At 73.1% G+C, this 16687-nt stretch carries 8 protein-coding genes and 1 pseudogene; 8 read left to right on the top strand and 1 reads right to left on the bottom strand.

Translation table 11 applies throughout. The annotated features are described in order from the left end of the window. Positions 1-89: 89 nt before the first annotated feature. From A0J59_RS18170 to A0J59_RS22150, 6 genes and pseudogenes are all read left to right on the top strand, one after another. Complete coding sequence (locus tag A0J59_RS18170; protein ID WP_053369957.1) at positions 90-1319, top strand: substrate-binding domain-containing protein; 1230 nt, start codon at positions 90-92, stop codon at positions 1317-1319. A gap of 225 nt (positions 1320-1544) precedes the next feature. After that, on the top strand, positions 1545-2444 hold the full coding sequence (locus A0J59_RS18165; protein WP_231581966.1) for a sugar phosphate isomerase/epimerase: 900 nt from the start codon (positions 1545-1547) through the stop codon (positions 2442-2444). A gap of 105 nt (positions 2445-2549) precedes the next feature. Then, on the top strand, positions 2550-8132 hold the full coding sequence (locus A0J59_RS18160) for a ThuA domain-containing protein (RefSeq protein WP_064317044.1): 5583 nt from the start codon (positions 2550-2552) through the stop codon (positions 8130-8132). 110 nt (positions 8133-8242) lie between these two features. Continuing rightward, positions 8243-9133 (top strand): hypothetical protein, encoded by an 891-nt coding sequence (locus A0J59_RS18155; protein ID WP_064317043.1) that lies wholly within the window; start codon positions 8243-8245, stop codon positions 9131-9133. 329 nt (positions 9134-9462) lie between these two features. Then, positions 9463-9717 (top strand): annotated as a pseudogene (locus A0J59_RS22665) (ThuA domain-containing protein); the annotation flags it as partial. After that, entirely contained in the window at positions 9621-14330 is a 4710-nt protein-coding gene (locus tag A0J59_RS22150) for a ThuA domain-containing protein (RefSeq protein ID WP_220084521.1), read from the top strand. The pseudogene A0J59_RS22665 and the gene A0J59_RS22150, both read left to right, overlap by 97 nt. Positions 14331-14410: 80 nt before the next feature. On the opposite strand, the gene A0J59_RS18140 is transcribed toward A0J59_RS22150, so the two are convergent. After that, positions 14411-15016: an N-acetyltransferase gene (locus A0J59_RS18140; protein ID WP_064317040.1), complete on the bottom strand. Its 606-nt coding sequence runs from the start codon at positions 15014-15016 to the stop codon at positions 14411-14413. Between the two features lie 81 nt (positions 15017-15097). Here A0J59_RS18140 and A0J59_RS18135 point away from each other — a divergent pair, with 81 nt between their 5' ends. Beyond that, positions 15098-15892, top strand: coding sequence for a LamB/YcsF family protein (locus tag A0J59_RS18135; protein ID WP_047234700.1), 795 nt, complete (start codon positions 15098-15100; stop codon positions 15890-15892). Next, positions 15889-16687: allophanate hydrolase subunit 1 (locus A0J59_RS18130; RefSeq protein WP_064317039.1), on the top strand; the 799-nt coding region annotated here is incomplete at its 3' end. The genes A0J59_RS18135 and A0J59_RS18130, both read left to right, overlap by 4 nt.

The following is a 16687-nucleotide window of genomic DNA, read 5'->3' as shown; positions in this document are numbered from 1 at the left end:
ACCACGCCCCGAAAGACCCCTTCCGAGCTGTACCCCCTTCCCCCGCACGCTGCGGGACGACGACGTCTCACCCCCAAGGAGAGAAGGACATGCGACGTACACGAGCACTCCTGGCCGGCGCGGCGGTGGCCACGCTGTTCCTCACGGCCGCCTGCACGACCGACACCCCCACCGACACCGGCGAGGGTGGCGAGACCTCGGCCGAGGAGAGCCCCGCGGGTGAGGAGTCCGGCGGCGCCGACTCCGAGTGGTTCGTCCAGGCGGACTACGACCGTCAGCTCGCCCAGCGCGAGGTCGTGCCCGAGGGTCCGGCCGACCAGCCGTGGCTCCAGGCGATCGAGCCCGAGTACGTGGACACGGCCGAGTACGCGAGCGAGGGCGGCGGCAAGACGCTGTGCTTCTCGAACGCCTCGGTGTCCAACCCGTGGCGCGTGACCGGCTGGATCACGATGCAGCAGCAGGTCGACGTCCTCACCGAGGAGGGCGTGATCGGCGAGTTCCGGGTCTCGGACGCGGCGGACGACGACAACAAGCAGATCTCCGACATCCAGGCGTTCGTCGAGGCGGGCGACTGCGACGCGATCGTCATCTCGCCGTCGACGACGGCGACCCTCACGCCGGCGGTCGAGGCCGCGTGCGAGTCGGGCAAGCCGGTCATCGTCTTCGACCGTGGCGTGAACACCGACTGCATGGTCACGTTCATCCACCCGATCGGCGGCTACGCGTACGGTGCCGACGGCGCCGAGTTCCTCGTCGAGAACCTGGAGCCCGGCTCGAAGGTCCTCGCGCTGCGCATCCTGCCCGGCGTCGACGTGCTCGAGAACCGCTGGGCTGCGGCCGACAAGATCTTCTCGGAGTCCGAGCTCGAGGTCGTGGGCGCGGAGTTCACCGGCGGTGACGGCGCGAAGATCAAGGACATCGTCACGCAGTACCTCCAGCGCGGGGACGTGGACGGCATCTGGATGGACGCGGGCGACGGCGCCGTCGCGGCGGTCGAGGCGTTCGAGGACGCCGGCAAGCCCTACCCGGTCTTCATGGGCGAGGACGAGATGAGCTTCCTGCGCAAGTGGAAGGACACGGACATGACCGCCCTCGGCGCCGTGTACTCGAACTTCCAGTGGCGCACCCCGATCCTCGCGGCCCAGATGATCTGGGCCGGCGAGCAGGTGCCCTCGGAGTGGGTCCTGCCGCAGGCGCCGATCGAGGCCGAGGAGCTCGACGCGTACCTCGAGGCGAACAAGGACATGCCGTCGCTGCACTACGCGAAGTTCGGCGGCGAGGACCTGCCGGGCTTCCCGGAGGCATGGACCGACCGCTGACCGGACCGCTGACCGGTCGTCCGCACGGGACCTGAGAGGGTCCGGAGAACCACCCGGTCCGACCTCGCGGTCGGGCACCCAGGGGCCGCCCGGTCGCCGTCCGACCGGCCGGGCGCCCCGCTCGCCCGCCCGACGACGCGGCGCACCTCCCGTGCGGAGGTGCCCCGCGGCGTCGGGCACGCGGGCGGGACGGCCGAGCGCTCGGACCCGACGAGAGAGAGCGACGTGGCTCTTCCTTCCCCGACCCCGCCGCTGCGCCGCCGGGCGCTCGGCGTCAACACGTGGGTCTGGACCTCCCCGCTCACCGACGACGCGCTGCGCGGCATCGCGCCCCGCGTCGCGGGGTGGGGCTTCGACGTGCTCGAGCTGCCCGTGGAGAACCCGGGGGACTGGGACCCCGCGACCGCGGCGACGGTCCTCGCCGACCACGGCCTGCGCGCGAGCGTCTCGCTCGTCATGGGCGAGGGCCGCGAGCTCGTCGCCGCGGACGCCGCGACGGTGCGCGCCACGCAGGACTACCTGCGTCACGTCGTCGACGTCGCGCGCACGGTCGGCGCCCCGGTGATCGGCGGGCCGGCGTACGCGTCCGTCGGGCGCACATGGCGCCTGAGCCCCGCCGAGCGCGAGGCGGCGTACTCCGAGCTCGCCGAGAACCTGGCCCCGGTCGTCGAGCACGCGATGGCGGCGGGCGTCGTCGTCGGGCTCGAGCCGCTGAACCGCTACGAGACGAGCCTCGTCAACACCGTCGACCAGGGGCTGGAGGTCGTGCGGCGCCTGCCCGCGGCCGGCATCGGCCTCATGCTCGACGTCTACCACATGAACATCGAGGAGACGGACCTGCCCGCGGCGGTCGCGCGCGCGGGCGAGCGCATCGCGCACGTCCAGGTGTGCGGCAACGACCGGGGCGCACCCGGCAACGACCACCTGGACTGGCCCGCCCTCCTCGCCGCGCTCGACGCGACCGGCTACGACGGACCCCTCGTCATCGAGTCCTTCACGGCCGACAACGCGACGATCGCCACGGCCGCCTCCATCTGGCGGCCGCTGGCCCCGACCCAGGACGCCATCGCCGTCGATGGCCTGGCCCACCTGAAGGGACTGATGCCCACGCCGGAGCACCCGTAGCCGTAGTCGACCCACGACCGCAGCGCCGGCACGCCGCGGGATGACGACCACCCTTCCCGGACGACGACGTCCGGGTCCGCACGTCATGCCCCTGGAGGCAGCACGATGACCGCACGACGCCCACGCAGGGCGAGGTCCGTCGCGGCTCTGACCATCGGAGCGCTCGCGTTCACGCTCGCGCCCGTCACGATGGCCAGCGCCGCCGACGACCCCGTCCCCGCGGACGAAGAGCACAAGGTGCTCATCTTCACCAAGACGACCCAGTTCCGGCACAGCGAGGCGATCACGCAGGGCACCCCGGTGCTCGAGGCGGCGTTCGCCGAGGTCGGCATCGCGTCCGACCACACGGAGGACTCGACCGTCTTCAACGACGAGACCCTCGCGCAGTACGACGCCCTGGTCATGTTCCAGACGTCGGGCGACCCGTGGAACGCCGACGAGAAGGCGGCGCTCGAGCGCTACCAGCAGGCGGGTGGCGGCATCGTCGCGATCCACAACGCCACGGACATGCGCGGCAGCTACGGCTGGTGGGACGACATGATCGGGGCGCTCATGCCCGGTCACGCCGCCACCGGCAACAGCCCGGGCCTGCCGGGGACGGTCCGCGTGGAGGACCGCACGCACCCGTCGACCGAGCACCTGTCCCAGCGCTGGACGCGCGCGGACGAGTGGTACAACTACTCGGCCAACGTCCGCGGAAGCGCGCACGTGCTCGCCACGATGGACGAGTCCACGTACGACGCGGGCAGCAACAAGATGGGCTACGACCACCCGATCTCGTGGTGCAAGCCCTACGACGGCGGCCGTGCCTGGATGACCGGCATGGGCCACTTCGGGGCGCACTACACCGACGAGCCCGACCTCGTGCAGCACATCGTCGGCGGCGTGCAGTGGGCCGCAGGCCTCGTCGAGGGCGACTGCGGCGGCACCGACTGGGGCTCGTTCGAGAAGATCGCGCTCGACTCCAACACGAGCGCGCCCTTCGGCATGGACGTCGCGCCCGACGGCCGCGTGTTCTACACCGAGCTCGTGCGCGGGCAGATCCGCGTGTACGATCCGCGGACGCAGAACACCACGACCGCCATCACCATCCCGGTGTACTCCGGCGGCGAGGACGGCCTGCTCGGCATCGCGCTCGACAAGGACTTCGCCGAGAACGGGTACCTGTACCAGTACTACTCGCCGGCGAGCTCGAACGACTCCGACCCGGCGAACTTCTTCAGCCGCGTCTCGCGGTTCACGGTCTCCTCCGAGGGGCCCGGCTCCACGGTGATCGACCCGGCGTCGGAGAAGGTGCTCCTCGAGATCCCGGCCGGGCGCCTGCCCGACGAGCCGGGGCACACGGGCGGCGGCCTCCTCGTCGACCACGAGACCGGTGACCTGTACATCGGCGTCGGCGACGACGTGAACCCGCACTCCGAGCCCTCGGGCGGCTACGCGCCGATCTCGGAGCGCGACGGCACGTGGCACGACGCGCGCGCGACGTCCGCGAACACGAACGACCTGCGCGGCAAGGTCCTGCGCGTCCACCCCGAGGCCGACGGCACGTACTCGATCCCCGAGGGCAACCTGTTCGCCCCGGGCACCGAGAAGACGCTGCCCGAGATCTACGCGATGGGCTTCCGCAACCCGTTCCGGTTCACGATCGACGCGAAGACGGGCAACCTCGGCGTCGCCGACTACTCGCCCGACAACGGGTCGGACAACCCGGCCAACCGCGGCCCGGCCGGCATCGCCGAGTGGAACCTCATCAAGGAGCCCGGCTTCTTCGGCTGGCCCCTGTGCATGGGCAACAACGAGCCGTTCCGTGACGTCGACTACCGGACGAACCCCGTCACGGTCGGCGACTTCTTCGACTGCGACGCGCCCGTCAACGACTCCGTGAAGAACACGGGCCTCACCGAGCTTCCCCCGGCCCAGCCGGCGGACCTCTGGTACGGCTACCAGCGCTCGTCGGTCCCCGGCGCGATCAACGCCGGCGGCGGCCTCGCGCCCATGGGCGGCCCGTTCTACCAGTTCGACCCGGAGCTCGACTCGGACACGAAGTTCCCGGAGTCCTACGACGGCAAGGCCTTCTTCTACGAGTGGGCCCGCAACAAGATGTACACGATCGACCTCAAGGACCCCGAGGCCGCGCCCGGCGCGACCGACGTCGAGAAGGTCAACCCGTTCCTCCCGCAGGAGCAGTTCCTCGCGCCGATCGACTCCAAGTTCGGCCCCGACGGCGCGATGTACGTGCTCGACTGGGGCGGCGGCTTCGGCCGTGACAACCCGAACTCGGGCCTGCACCGCATCGACTACCTGTCGGGCTCGCGCTCGCCGGTGTCGAAGCCGGTCGCGACGCCGGACTCCGGCGTCGCGCCGCTCGAGGTGACGTTCGACGGCACGGGGAGCACCGACCCCGAGGGCGAGGAGCTCACGTACGCGTGGGACTTCGACGGTGACGGCACCACGGACTCGTCGTCCGCCGCGCCCAGCCACACCTACACCGAGAACGGCGTCTACGACGCGCGCCTCACGGTGACCGACCCCGCCGGCAAGGTGGGCACGGCGACCGTGCCGATCACGGTGGGCAACACGCGGCCCGAGGTCGACTTCGGCCTGCCGCCCACCGGCTCGTTCTTCAACTTCGGCGACGACATCACGTGGGACGTGTCGGTGACGGACGCGGAGGACTCGCCCGACGGCGAGGCGATCGACGACGAGCAGGTCATCATCCAGCCCGCGCTCGGTCACGACGCGCACGCGCACCCCGCCGAGCCGCTGCACGGCCGCACGGGCACCGTGGCGACGAGCCTCGGCGGCGGCCACGGCGAGGACATGAACGTCTTCTACGTGATCGACGCGCGCTACACCGACCGCGGCGGCGAGGGCGACGTGCCCGCGCTCACCGGGTCGGACACCACGCTGATCTTCCCGAAGAAGCGCGAGGCGGAGTTCCACGCGGCCTCCGACGGCACCACGACGATCCCGAGCCGGGACGTCGAGGGCGGCGGGTCCGTCATCACGGGGTCCAACGGTTCCTGGGCGTCGTACGACCCCGTGAGCCTCTACGGCGTGCAGGCGCTGAACCTGCGCGTCGCGGCGGCGGCCGAGGGCACGATCGAGCTGCGTCGTGACGCGGCCGACGGCGAGCTCCTCGGCACGGCCGAGATCCCGCAGACCGGGCTCGGCACGTTCACGGACGTGACCGTCGAGGTCACCGACCCGATGGAGCCGTTCACGCTCTACGTCGTCTTCCCGGGCGAGGGCGAGCGCCGCCTCAACTTCATCGAGGCCGACGGCAAGGGCGTCTCGGGCACCACCCGCCCCAAGGTCCGCATCACGTCCCCCGAGGCGGGCGTCCGTCTCGAGCAGGGCGAGATGACGGTCACCGCGGAGGCGGACGACACCGAGAACGCCGTGACGCAGGTCGAGTTCTTCGTCGACGGCGAGTCCATCGGCGTCGACGACACCGCTCCGTACGAGGCCACGTGGAACCCCACGGCGGACAACTACTACGAGCTGACCGCCGTCGCCACGAACGACAAGGGTCTGTACACGCGCTCGCGCGTCGTCCTCGCCCAGGTCGGTGACCTCTTCGCGGGGATGAAGACCTTCACGAACGCGAACGGGACGTTCGAGCAGCTCGCCGAGGGCAAGTACCTCATCACGTCGGGCGGCGCGAACATGTGGCAGGGCACCAACGAGTACTCGACCATCTACCGCGAGCAGGGCGCCGACGAGAACTGGTCGGCGACCGTGAAGATCAACAGCCAGGGCAACTCCAACGGGTCCGCCAAGGCCGGGATCATCGTCCGCAACGACGTCACGCAGACGGCGAACTCGCAGGGCTACGCGGCCCTGGGCATGCGCCCGAGCGGCGGCTTCGAGTGGCTGCGCGGCAACTCCAGCGGGCAGCTCACGGCGTCGACCGGCGCGAGCTCGACGAGCTACCCCGCCTGGGTGCGGATCGTGCGCGACGGCGACCTGTACACGGCCTCCTGGAGCAAGGACGGCGAGAACTTCACGCAGATCGGCGAGCCGCAGGCCCTGCCGGGTGCGGCGTCCGTCCAGGACGTGGGGCTCTTCGTCACGGCGCACAGCACGACGGCGACGAGCGCGGTCGAGTTCCAGGACTTCGTGTTCGACGACGACCCGCAGACCGAGGAGCCTGGCGGCGGGAACCCGCCGCAGTGCCTCGCGGACTCGTCCGACGAGTTCGACGGCGACACCCTCGACCCGCGGTGGACGGTCGTCCGCCAGGCCGACGGCAAGCCGATCACCGTCGCCGACGGCCACGCCGTCCTGCCGGTCGTGCAGGGCGACATCAACGAGGCCGTGACCGGGCCGATCAGCTACCTCGGTCAGCCCGCCCCGGCCGGGGCGTGGACGCTCGAGACCAAGCTCGACGTCCCGCTCGCCCGGCACTGGCAGCACGCCGGCCTCCTGGTCCACGTGAACGACGACGAGTACACCAAGCTCGCGTTCACCAAGAACCAGAGCGGCGCGCGCTTCCTCGAGTTCCAGACCGAGACCGGCGGGTCCCGGACGTGGCACGGCCAGACGGACGTCGCGACGGGCTTCCCGTCGACGATCCACCTGCGCCTCGTCTCGGACGGGTCGGCGATCACGGCGGCGTACTCGGCGGACGGCCAGGCGTGGACGGCGCTCGCGGGCTCCGCGCCCGTCAAGCCCGACGCGACGTTCGGCGTCATGGCGGGCGGCGACACGGCGACCGCGAACACGGTCGCGAAGGTCGACTACGTCCACGTCACGGGTGCCGAGCCCGACGACGGCGTGCGCGAGCCGAGCGACGAGTTCGAGGGCGACGCCCTCGACGGCTGCCGCTGGGACGCGATCGTCCGGTACGACGGGTCGAAGGTCGCCGTCGCCGACGGCGAGCTGCGCATCACGACCCAGCCGGGCGACATCAACGCCGGGAACAACGGCGACCCGCGCAACTTCGTCCTCCAGACCGCTCCGGAGGGTGACTGGGTCGTCGAGACGCGGTTCAAGGCGCCGCTCGTGCACCGGTGGCAGCTCGCGGGCCTCATCGCGTACGGCGACGACGACAACTACGTCAAGGCCGACGTGCTCGCGAAGAACGCCCCGGGTGCGGCGCTCAACCTCGGCGCCGAGCTCGTCTCGGAGAAGGGCGGCCAGTTCGGCAACGGCGGCAACCGCCAGCTCGAGCTCGCCGACTCGACCGAGTCGGGCTACTGGTACGTGCGCCTCGAGAAGGTGGGGAGCACGTACCAGGGCTGGGTCAGCGACGGCGGGGTGAACTGGACGCCGCTCGGCGCGCCGGTGACCAACGACGCGGCGCTGACCAAGGTCGGCCTCATGGCGATCGGCCCGGAGCAGGAGACGCCGGTCACGGTGGCGTTCGACTGGTTCCGTCTCACGACGGAGTCCGAGCCGGAGCCGACGGTCGACGTCGAGGTCACCGCGTCCGCCCGCTGCCTCGCGGGCAAGGCGTACCTCGCCCTCCGCGCGACGAACGCCGACGAGGCGCCCGTCGCGATCACCCTGACCACGCCGTTCGGCTCCAAGGAGTTCGGCGCGGTCGAGGTGGGCGCCAACGCCTACCAGTCGTTCGCGTCGCGTGCGACGTCGTTCGAGGCGGGCACGGCGACGGTCACGGCGACGCTCGGCGACGTCACGACCGAGATCGAGGTGCCGTACGACGCCGTGAGCTGCGGCTGACGGCGGGCCGGTGACGGGCGACCCGCTCCCGTCACCGGCCACCGCGCCGGCCCGGCCTCGCGGCCGGGCCGGCGCGCACCGAGCGGGACGACCAGGGACAGGAGCGACAGGTGGCACAGCGCACCTCGGCACGGACGCCGACCACACGGACGCCGGCGGGAGGGGCCCGGAAGGGCTCGGACCGCGCGGGCGGCCCGACGACGACGTCGGCGCGCTCCCGTCCCGCAGACCGGGGCGGTGCCGGCCGCCCCGAGCCCCGACCGCCGGCGCGCGTCCGCGCGCGCCGGTGGTTCGCGGGTCTCGACCCCTGGCGCCGGGTGCTCCTGGCCCTCGCCGCGCTCGCCGTCGTCGCGGTGGTGGTCGCGCTCGTCGTGGCGCTCACGCGGGAGGCGCCGGCCGCGACCGACGACGGGTTCGCCGTCGACCCCGCGCGCGTCGCCGAGCTCGAGGCGGCAGAGGAGGCGCGCGACGCCGACAACCTCGTCGCCTCGATCGAGCACGCCGAGCACGTGCAGACCGAGCTCGTCCCCGTCCTGCACGGGCTGCACGCGGTGCTCCCCGTCGATGGCTCGACCGCCGTCCCGGCCGACCCGGCCGAGGTCGCGGAGTGGCGAGCGACCGTCGACGGCCTCGTGGCCGAGACCGAGTCGCTCCAGAGCGGCTCCTCCGAGCACAACATCGTCCGCAACGGGATGCTCACCTCGCTCCAGCTCGTCGGCGACACGCTCGACGTCGTCGGCCTCGCGGCCGCCGCGGACGCGAGCGACCCGACGGCCGCGTCCGACCTCTACGCCCTCGCCGGCGACCTGCGCACGCGCGCCGTCGACGCGTGGGGCCTCGCCGCGATCCAGCTCGACCTCCGCTCGACCGCCGGGGGACAGGGCCACGTGCACGTGTTCCTGCCCGTGCACCCGGACGACTCGCTCGACGGCGGCATGGACCTCGGCCACGAGGGCGGTCCCGCCGACGACGAGGACGCGCACGAGGACCACGACCACTGACCGACGGCGGCCCCGCGCAGGGGCCGCCCCACCGACCTCCCGGTCGGGCGCCCTCCGGGGTGCAGGCCGAGCCCGACCGGGACCTGACCGGAGCGCCCCGCGCGACGACGCGCGGCACCGACGACGCACGACGAGGAAGGAGCGCAGGACCTGCGGCCCGGCAACGGCGCCGGGCCGCACCGATCAGTTCTCAAGGAGGAGAAGTGACAGCACGACCTTCGAGAGGTCGGCGCCAGGGGGTCGCGGCGGTCACCGCCGCGGCCCTCGTCGCGCCGGCGCTCACCCTCGCGACGGCGGCCCCCGCCGCCGCGCACGACGAGTTCTCCGTCATGGTCTTCAGCAAGACCGCAGGGTTCCGGCACGGCTCGATCCCCGCGGGCGTCGCGGCGATCCAGCAGCTCGGCACCGACCACCACTTCGCCGTGACCCCGACCGAGGACGCGGGAGCCTTCACGGACGAGAACCTCGCCCGGTACGACGCCGTCGTGTGGCTGTCCACCACGGGCGACGTCCTGAACGACGAGCAGCAGGGCGCGTTCGAGCGGTACATCGCCGCCGGCGGCGGGTATGCCGGCGTCCACGCGGCGTCCGACACACCGAGTACGACTGGCCCTGGTACGGCGAGCTCGTCGGCGCGTACTTCAACAGCCACCCGCAGAACCAGGACGCGACGGTCGTCGTGGCCGACGACGAGCACCCCTCGACCGCCCACCTCCCGGCGGCCTGGGACCGGTACGACGAGTGGTACAACTACCGCGAGAACCCGCGCGGCCAGGTCCACGTGCTCGCGAGCCTCGACGAGTCCTCGTACTCCCCGGGGTCGGGCGCCATGGGCGCGGACCACCCGATCGCGTGGTGCCAGGAGTACGACGGCGGCCGCTCCTGGTACACCGGCGGCGGCCACACCGACGAGTCGTACACCGACCCGGCGTTCGTCCAGCACCTGCTCGGCGGCATCCAGACCGCCGCGGGCGCGGTCGACGCCGACTGCGGCGCGACGGTCGACGCCTCGTTCGAGCAGGTGACGCTCGCGAAGGGGGCGGCCAAGACGGGCGAGCCGATCGCCATGGCCGTCCTGCCCGACGGCGACGTCCTGCACACGTCGCGCGACGGGCGCGTCTGGTACACCACCGCGGACGCCACGACGGCGCTCGCGGGCACCGTCCCCGTGTACACGCACGACGAGGACGGCCTCCAGGGCGTCGCGATCGACCCGGGCTTCGCCGAGAACCGGTGGGTCTACCTCTACTACGCGCCCAAGCTCGACACCCCGCCGGGCGACGCGCCCGAGACGTCGGCCGACCCGGCCGCGTTCGAGGCGTTCGAGGGGTACAACCAGCTCTCCAGGTTCCGGCTCACGGAGCAGAACCTGCTGGACCTCGCCAGCGAGCAGAAGATCCTCGAGGTCCCGGCCGACCGCGGGCTGTGCTGCCACGCGGGCGGCGAGATCGACTTCGACGCCGAGGGCAACCTCTACCTGTCGACGGGCGACGACACGAACCCCTTCGCGTCGGACGGCTACGCGCCGATCGACGAGCGGGCGACCCGCAACCCGGCGTTCGACGCCCGCCGCAGCTCGGGCAACACCAACGACCTGCGGGGCAAGCTCCTGCGCATCACGGTCGCCGAGGACGGGTCGTACACGGTCCCGGAGGGCAACCTCTTCCCCGAGGGCGAGCACGAGGCCGGCAAGACCCGTCCCGAGATCTATGCGATGGGCTTCCGCAACCCGTTCCGCTTCGCCGTCGACAAGGCGACGGGCGAGGTCCACCTCGGCGACTACGGCCCCGACGCGGGCGGCGCGAACGCGAACCGTGGCCCCGGCGGCACGGTCGAGTTCAACGTCATCTCCGAGGCGGGCAACTACGGCTGGCCGTACTGCATCGGCGACAACCTCGCGTACAACGACTACGACTTCGAGACGAAGGTCTCCGGGCCGAAGTTCGACTGCGCGGCGCCCAAGAACACGAGCCCGCACAACACGGGTCTCGTCGACCTCCCGCCCGCCGTGCCGGCGTGGCAGCCGTACGACGGCGGGTCCGTGCCCGCGTTCGGGACGGGCGGCGAGTCCCCGATGGGCGCCGTCGTCTACGACTACGACCCCGAGCTCGAGTCGGAGACCAAGTTCCCCGCGTACTACGACGGCAAGCCGCTGCTCTACGAGTGGGACCGCGCGTGGATCAAGGAGGCGATCCGGAACGAGGACGGCAGCCCCGCGGGCTTCGTCCCGGCGCTGGAGTTCATGGACCTGCGCCGGCCGATGAACCTCGAGTTCGGCCCGGACGGCTCGCTCTACGTGCTCGACTACGGCGGCGGCTACTTCGGGGGCGACGCGCTCTCGGCCGTCTACCGGATCGACTACGTGCGCGGGGGCCGCTCGCCCGTCGCGCAGATCGACGCGACGCCCACCAACGGCCAGGCGCCGCTCGCCGTGTCCTTCGACGGCACCGGGTCCTCGCACCCGGACGGCAAGGAGTTCACGTACGCCTGGGACCTCGACGGTGACGGCGAGACCGACGCCACCGACGCCCAGGTCTCCCGGACGTTCACCGCGAACGGCCGGCACGAGGTGCGGCTCACCGTCACCGACGCCGACGGCAAGCAGGGCGTGGCGACCACGACCATCACCGTGGGCAACACCGCGCCCGAGGTGACGCTCGAGCTCCCGGCCGACGGCCAGTTCTTCGACTTCGGCGACCAGGTCCCGTTCCGGGTCACGGTCACCGACGCCGAGGACGGCGCGCAGGTCGACTGCAGCCGCGTCGTGGTCGAGTACATCCTCGGCCACGACAACCACGGCCACCCGCTGTCCAGCGCCACGGGCTGCGAGGGTGTCCTCACGACCGCCAAGGACGAGGGGCACGGCCTCGACGCGAACATCTTCGGCGTCGTCAACGCGACGTACACCGACGGCGGCGGCGCCGACGGCGTGCCCGCGCTCGCGTCCGACGACGAGGCCGTCCTGCACACGCGCACCAAGCAGGCCGAGTACTTCACCGACAGCCAGGGCGTCCAGGTCGTCGCGAAGGACGTGTCCGAGGGCGGCAAGCAGCTCGGGTACATCGCGGCCGGCGACTGGTTCGCGTTCGACCGGATGAACCTCGCGGGCATCGACTCGATCTCCGCGCGGTACAGCTCGGGCGGCTCCGGCGGCGTGCTCGACGTGCGGGACGGCGCCGCGGACGGCCCGGTCCTCGCGACGCTCACGCTGTCGCCGACGGGGAGCTGGGAGACGCCGGCACGCACGCAGGCCGTCCCGGTCACCGATCCCGGCGGCACGCGCACGCTGTACTTCGTCGCGCGCTCCACGACGGGGGCGACGGGCGACATGTTCGACGTCGACTCGGTCACCTTCACGGGCCGCGGCGCGGCGAACAACGTGGCCCCGGTGGTCACCTCCGTGACCGCGACGCCCGCCACCGGCGACGCGCCGCTCGACGTCGCGTTCGCCGCGCAGGCCTCCGACGCCGACGGCGACGCGCTCGCGTACGCGTGGGACTTCGGCGACGGCGGCACGGCGACGGGCGCGACCGCGCAGCACACGTACACGGCGGCCGGGAGCTACACGGCCAAGGTCACCGTGAGCGACCCGGCGGGGGCGCGCGCGACGGGCACCGTCGCGGTGTCCGTGTACGGCACGCTCGAGTGCACCGAGCCGGACCCGCAGCGCGGGCCCGAGGACGAGTTCGAGGGCGAGGCGCTCGACGGCTGCCGCTGGGACGTCGTCGACCTCCGCCCCGACCTCGCCCAGGTGCGGGACGGGAAGTGGGTCGTGCGCACGACCGACGCCGACTTCGCCGGCACCGGGAACCAGCGCGTGCCGAACATCATCACGACCGACCAGCCGGGCGACTCCTGGACGGTCGAGACGAAGATGACGGCCGCGTTCGCGAACCAGTACCAGCAGGGCGGCCTCATCGTGCGCGCCTCGGAGTCCGACTACGTCAAGCTCGCCGTGGTCCAGCACCCCGGCGGCCTGCGCGTCGAGCTCCGCAGCGAGATCGGCGACGTCGTCCAGTCCACGAACGGCGACGTCCTCGACATCGCGAAGCCCGTCTACGGCGAGTACCTGCTGCGGCTGTCGCGCGACGGGGACTCGTTCACCGGGTCGTACTCGCTCGACAACGGCCAGACCTGGGTCCCGACCACGCGCGCCGTCACGCACGCGGGGCTCGGCGACGCGGGCGTCGGCGTGTTCGCGCTCGGCAAGGGCGCGGGCGCGAACCAGATCGACGTCGCGTTCGACCACGTGCGCGAGGTCGACGGCAGCGGCGTCCCCGTGTGCGAGGACGTCGCCGCGAGCGACACGTTCGACGGCAGCGGCTCCGGCCTCGGCCTCGACCCGTGCCGCTGGTACGTCGTCAACGCCGACCCGTCGCGGCTCGCCGTCACGGACGGCGCGCTCCGGCTCACCACGACCGACGACGACGTGTACGGCGCGACGAACTCCACCGTGCCGAACATCGTCCGCTCGAAGGTCGTGACGGGCGACGAGTGGACCGTCGAGACGACGGTGCGCGCCGACCTCACGCAGAACTACCACCAGGGCGGCCTCATGGTCTACAAGGACCAGGCCACCTACGTGAAGGTCGGCGTGATCCACAACGGCGGCACCGCCGGGACGGTCGGCTTCGAGCTCCGCAGCGAGAAGGGCGACGTCGTGCTCCAGCCGCAGCCCGGCGTCGGCTCGCTGCCCCGCGAGGCGGACGGGACGTACCACGTGCGTCTCGCCCGGTCCGGCGACACGTTCGTCGGTTCGTGGTCGCTCGACGGCGAGCAGTGGACCGAGCTCGCGGCCGTGACGAACGACCAGCTCGACGGGATCGGGGTCGGGCCGTTCGCGCTCGGCAAGAACCAGACCCAGCCCACGGTCGTCGCGTTCGAGGACTTCGTCCTCGCGGGCGAGGTGGTCGAGCAGCCGCTCGACGTCACGACCGAGGTCCAGGTCCGGTGCCTCGCCGGCAAGGCGTACGTCGCGGTGCGCGCGACGAACGCCGACGGGGTGCCGGTCGGCGTCACGCTGACGACGCCGTTCGGCACCAAGGCGTTCACCGGCGTCCAGCCGGGCGCCTCGGCGTACCAGTCGTTCGCGGCTCGTGCGACGTCCGTCGAGGCGGGCGTCGTGGGGATCGCGGCGACCGGCGACGGCCGCAGGTTCGCGGCCGACGTCGCGTACGACGCCACGAGCTGCGGCTGACGCGGCAGCTCGGAAGCAGGCCGAGGGCCGGTCGGGGGCGTCCCCGACCGGCCCTCGGTCGTGCGGGTCGTCGCGCCGCGTCAGGCGCGGGGGAGCGCCATGACCACGTCGGTGTGCGTCTCGCCGCCGACGACGTAGGAGCGTCCGCCGACGACGTCGAACCGGTGCTTGCGGTAGAACGCCTGCGCCCGGGCGTTGAGACCGTTCGTGCCGAGCCACACGCGCAGGCCGGGCCCGAGCCGCGCGGCCGCCTCGGCCGCCGCGGTCATGAGCACGCCCGCCACGCCCGTGCCCTGGGCCGCGGGGTGCACGTAGATCTTCGAGAGCTCGACCGCCTCGCCGGGCCCGACGGCCGCCGCGACCTCGGGGTCGTCGGGCTCGCCACGGACGAGGAGCGCGTACCCGAGGAGGCCCGAGGCGTCGTGCGCGTCGGGGACGTCGTCCGCGACGTCGTCGGGCACCGGCTCGACGAGGAGGAGCGCGTGCGCGGCGCTCGCGGCCCACGCGCGGAACCGCTCGGGCGAGAGCTGCGTCGCGACGTGCTCGGCGATCGCCTCGGGCGACGTGCCCGGCGGGCACGCGAGCGGGAACGTCAGGGCCGCGAGCACGGCGAGCGCGGGTGCGTCCTCGGTCGTGGCGCGGCGGACGCGCACGGTCGCGGGAGCGGTGGGGAGGTCCTCGGCCATGCCCGCGAATCTACGCCCCGACGCTGGGGACGCGGTCGGCCCCGCGCCCGGGCGCGGGCCCGTTCCGGGCATGATGGTCCGGTGACGCGCATCGACCTCAACGCCGACCTCGGCGAGGGCTTCGGCCGCTGGACGCTCGCCGACGACGAGGCCCTGCTCGGCCTCGTGACCAGTGCGAACGTCGCGTGCGGGTTCCACGCGGGCGACCCGGCGACGATGCGCGCCGTGACGCGCGACGCCGTCGCACGCGGCGTGCGCGTCGGGGCGCACGTGAGCTACCGCGACCTCGCGGGCTTCGGGCGCCGGTTCATGGAGGTCGACCCCGTCGAGCTCGCCGACGACGTGCTCTACCAGCTCGCGGCGCTCGACGGCTTCGCGCGGCTCGCGGGCGACCGCGTGCGCTACGTCAAGCCGCACGGCGCCCTCTACAACGCGATCGTCCACCACGAGGCGCAGGCCCGTGCGGTCGTCGACGCCGTCCGCGCCTACGATCCCGCCCTCCCCGTGGTCGGCCTGCCCGGCTCCGCGGTGCTGCGCCTCGCGGACGCCGCGGGGGTACCGACGGTGCGCGAGGCGTTCGCCGACCGGGGCTACCTCCCCACGGGCGAGCTGGTCCCGCGCGGCCTGCCGGGCGCCGTCCTGCACGACGCCGAGCAGGTCGCCCGGCGCGTCGTGGAGCTCGTCACGTCGGGCACGGTGCCGGCCGCGGACGGCTCGCCCCTGCGGGTGGAGGCGGACTCGGTGTGCGTCCACTCCGACACCCCGGGCGCCGTGGGGCTGCTGGGCGCCGTCCGCGCCGCGCTCGAGGACGCCGGCGTCGAGGTGCGCCCGTTCGTCGACACGGGAGCCGGCACGGCCGAGGGCGCGGTGCCGTGACGGGAGCGGCCGGCGCGGTGCACCGGTACGGGGAGTCGGCGCTGCTCGTCGACGTGCCCGACCTGGCGGCCGTGCGGTCGCTGCACCGCAGGCTCGCGACCGACGCCCCGGACGGGGTCGTCGACGTGGTCCCGGCCGCGCGGACCGTGCTCGTCCGGTGCGCTGCGCCCGCCGACGTCGCGGACGCCCGGGCCTGGGTCGAGGACGCGCTGCTCCGGGCGCCGTCCGACGACGGGCCGCCGCTCACCGGGGCCGTCGTCGAGATCCCGGTGCACTACGACGGCCCCGACCTGGAGGACGTCGCCCGCTGGGCGGGTGTGAGCGTCGAGGAGGTCGTCGCCCGGCACTCGGGGCGGGAGTACGAGGCCGCCTTCGGCGGCTTCGCGCCGGGGTTCACCTATCTCGTCGGCGTCGACCCCGTCATCGCGGCCCCGCGCCTCCCGACGCCGCGCACGCGCGTCCCGGCGGGGTCCGTCGCGCTCGCGGGCGAGCTCACCGCGGTCTATCCCGGCGAGTCACCGGGCGGGTGGCGTCTCCTGGGCCGCACGGACGCGCGGATGTTCGACGTCGACCGCGACCCGCCGGCCCTCGTCGCGCCCGGTGCGCGGGTGCGGTTCGCGCCGTCCCGAGCCGGTGCCTCGGCGCTCGCGGTGCTCGCGGACGCGCCCCGGGGCGACGGCCGCGGCGCGACGACGCCCGGCGCGACCACGGGGGAGGACGTCGTGGGTGGGGAGCACGGCCGCGGCGCGACGACGCCCGGCGCGACCACGGGGGAGGACGTCGTGGGTGGGGAGC

The sequence above is a fragment of the Cellulosimicrobium sp. I38E genome (genome assembly GCF_001647255.1).
In the GTDB taxonomy this organism is placed as follows: domain Bacteria; phylum Actinomycetota; class Actinomycetes; order Actinomycetales; family Cellulomonadaceae; genus Cellulosimicrobium; species Cellulosimicrobium cellulans_E.
This window is presented reverse-complemented; position numbering and strand designations above follow the sequence as displayed.

What these genes read in the sequence shown, in the direction of transcription:
- A0J59_RS18140 (WP_064317040.1), bottom strand. Translation starts at nt 15,016, where the DNA reads ATGGCCGAGGACCTCCCCACCGCTCCCGCGACCGTGCGCGTCCGCCGC.
- A0J59_RS18170 (WP_053369957.1), top strand. Translation starts at nt 90, where the DNA reads ATGCGACGTACACGAGCACTCCTGGCCGGCGCGGCGGTGGCCACGCTG.
- A0J59_RS18160 (WP_064317044.1), top strand. Translation starts at nt 2,550, where the DNA reads ATGACCGCACGACGCCCACGCAGGGCGAGGTCCGTCGCGGCTCTGACC.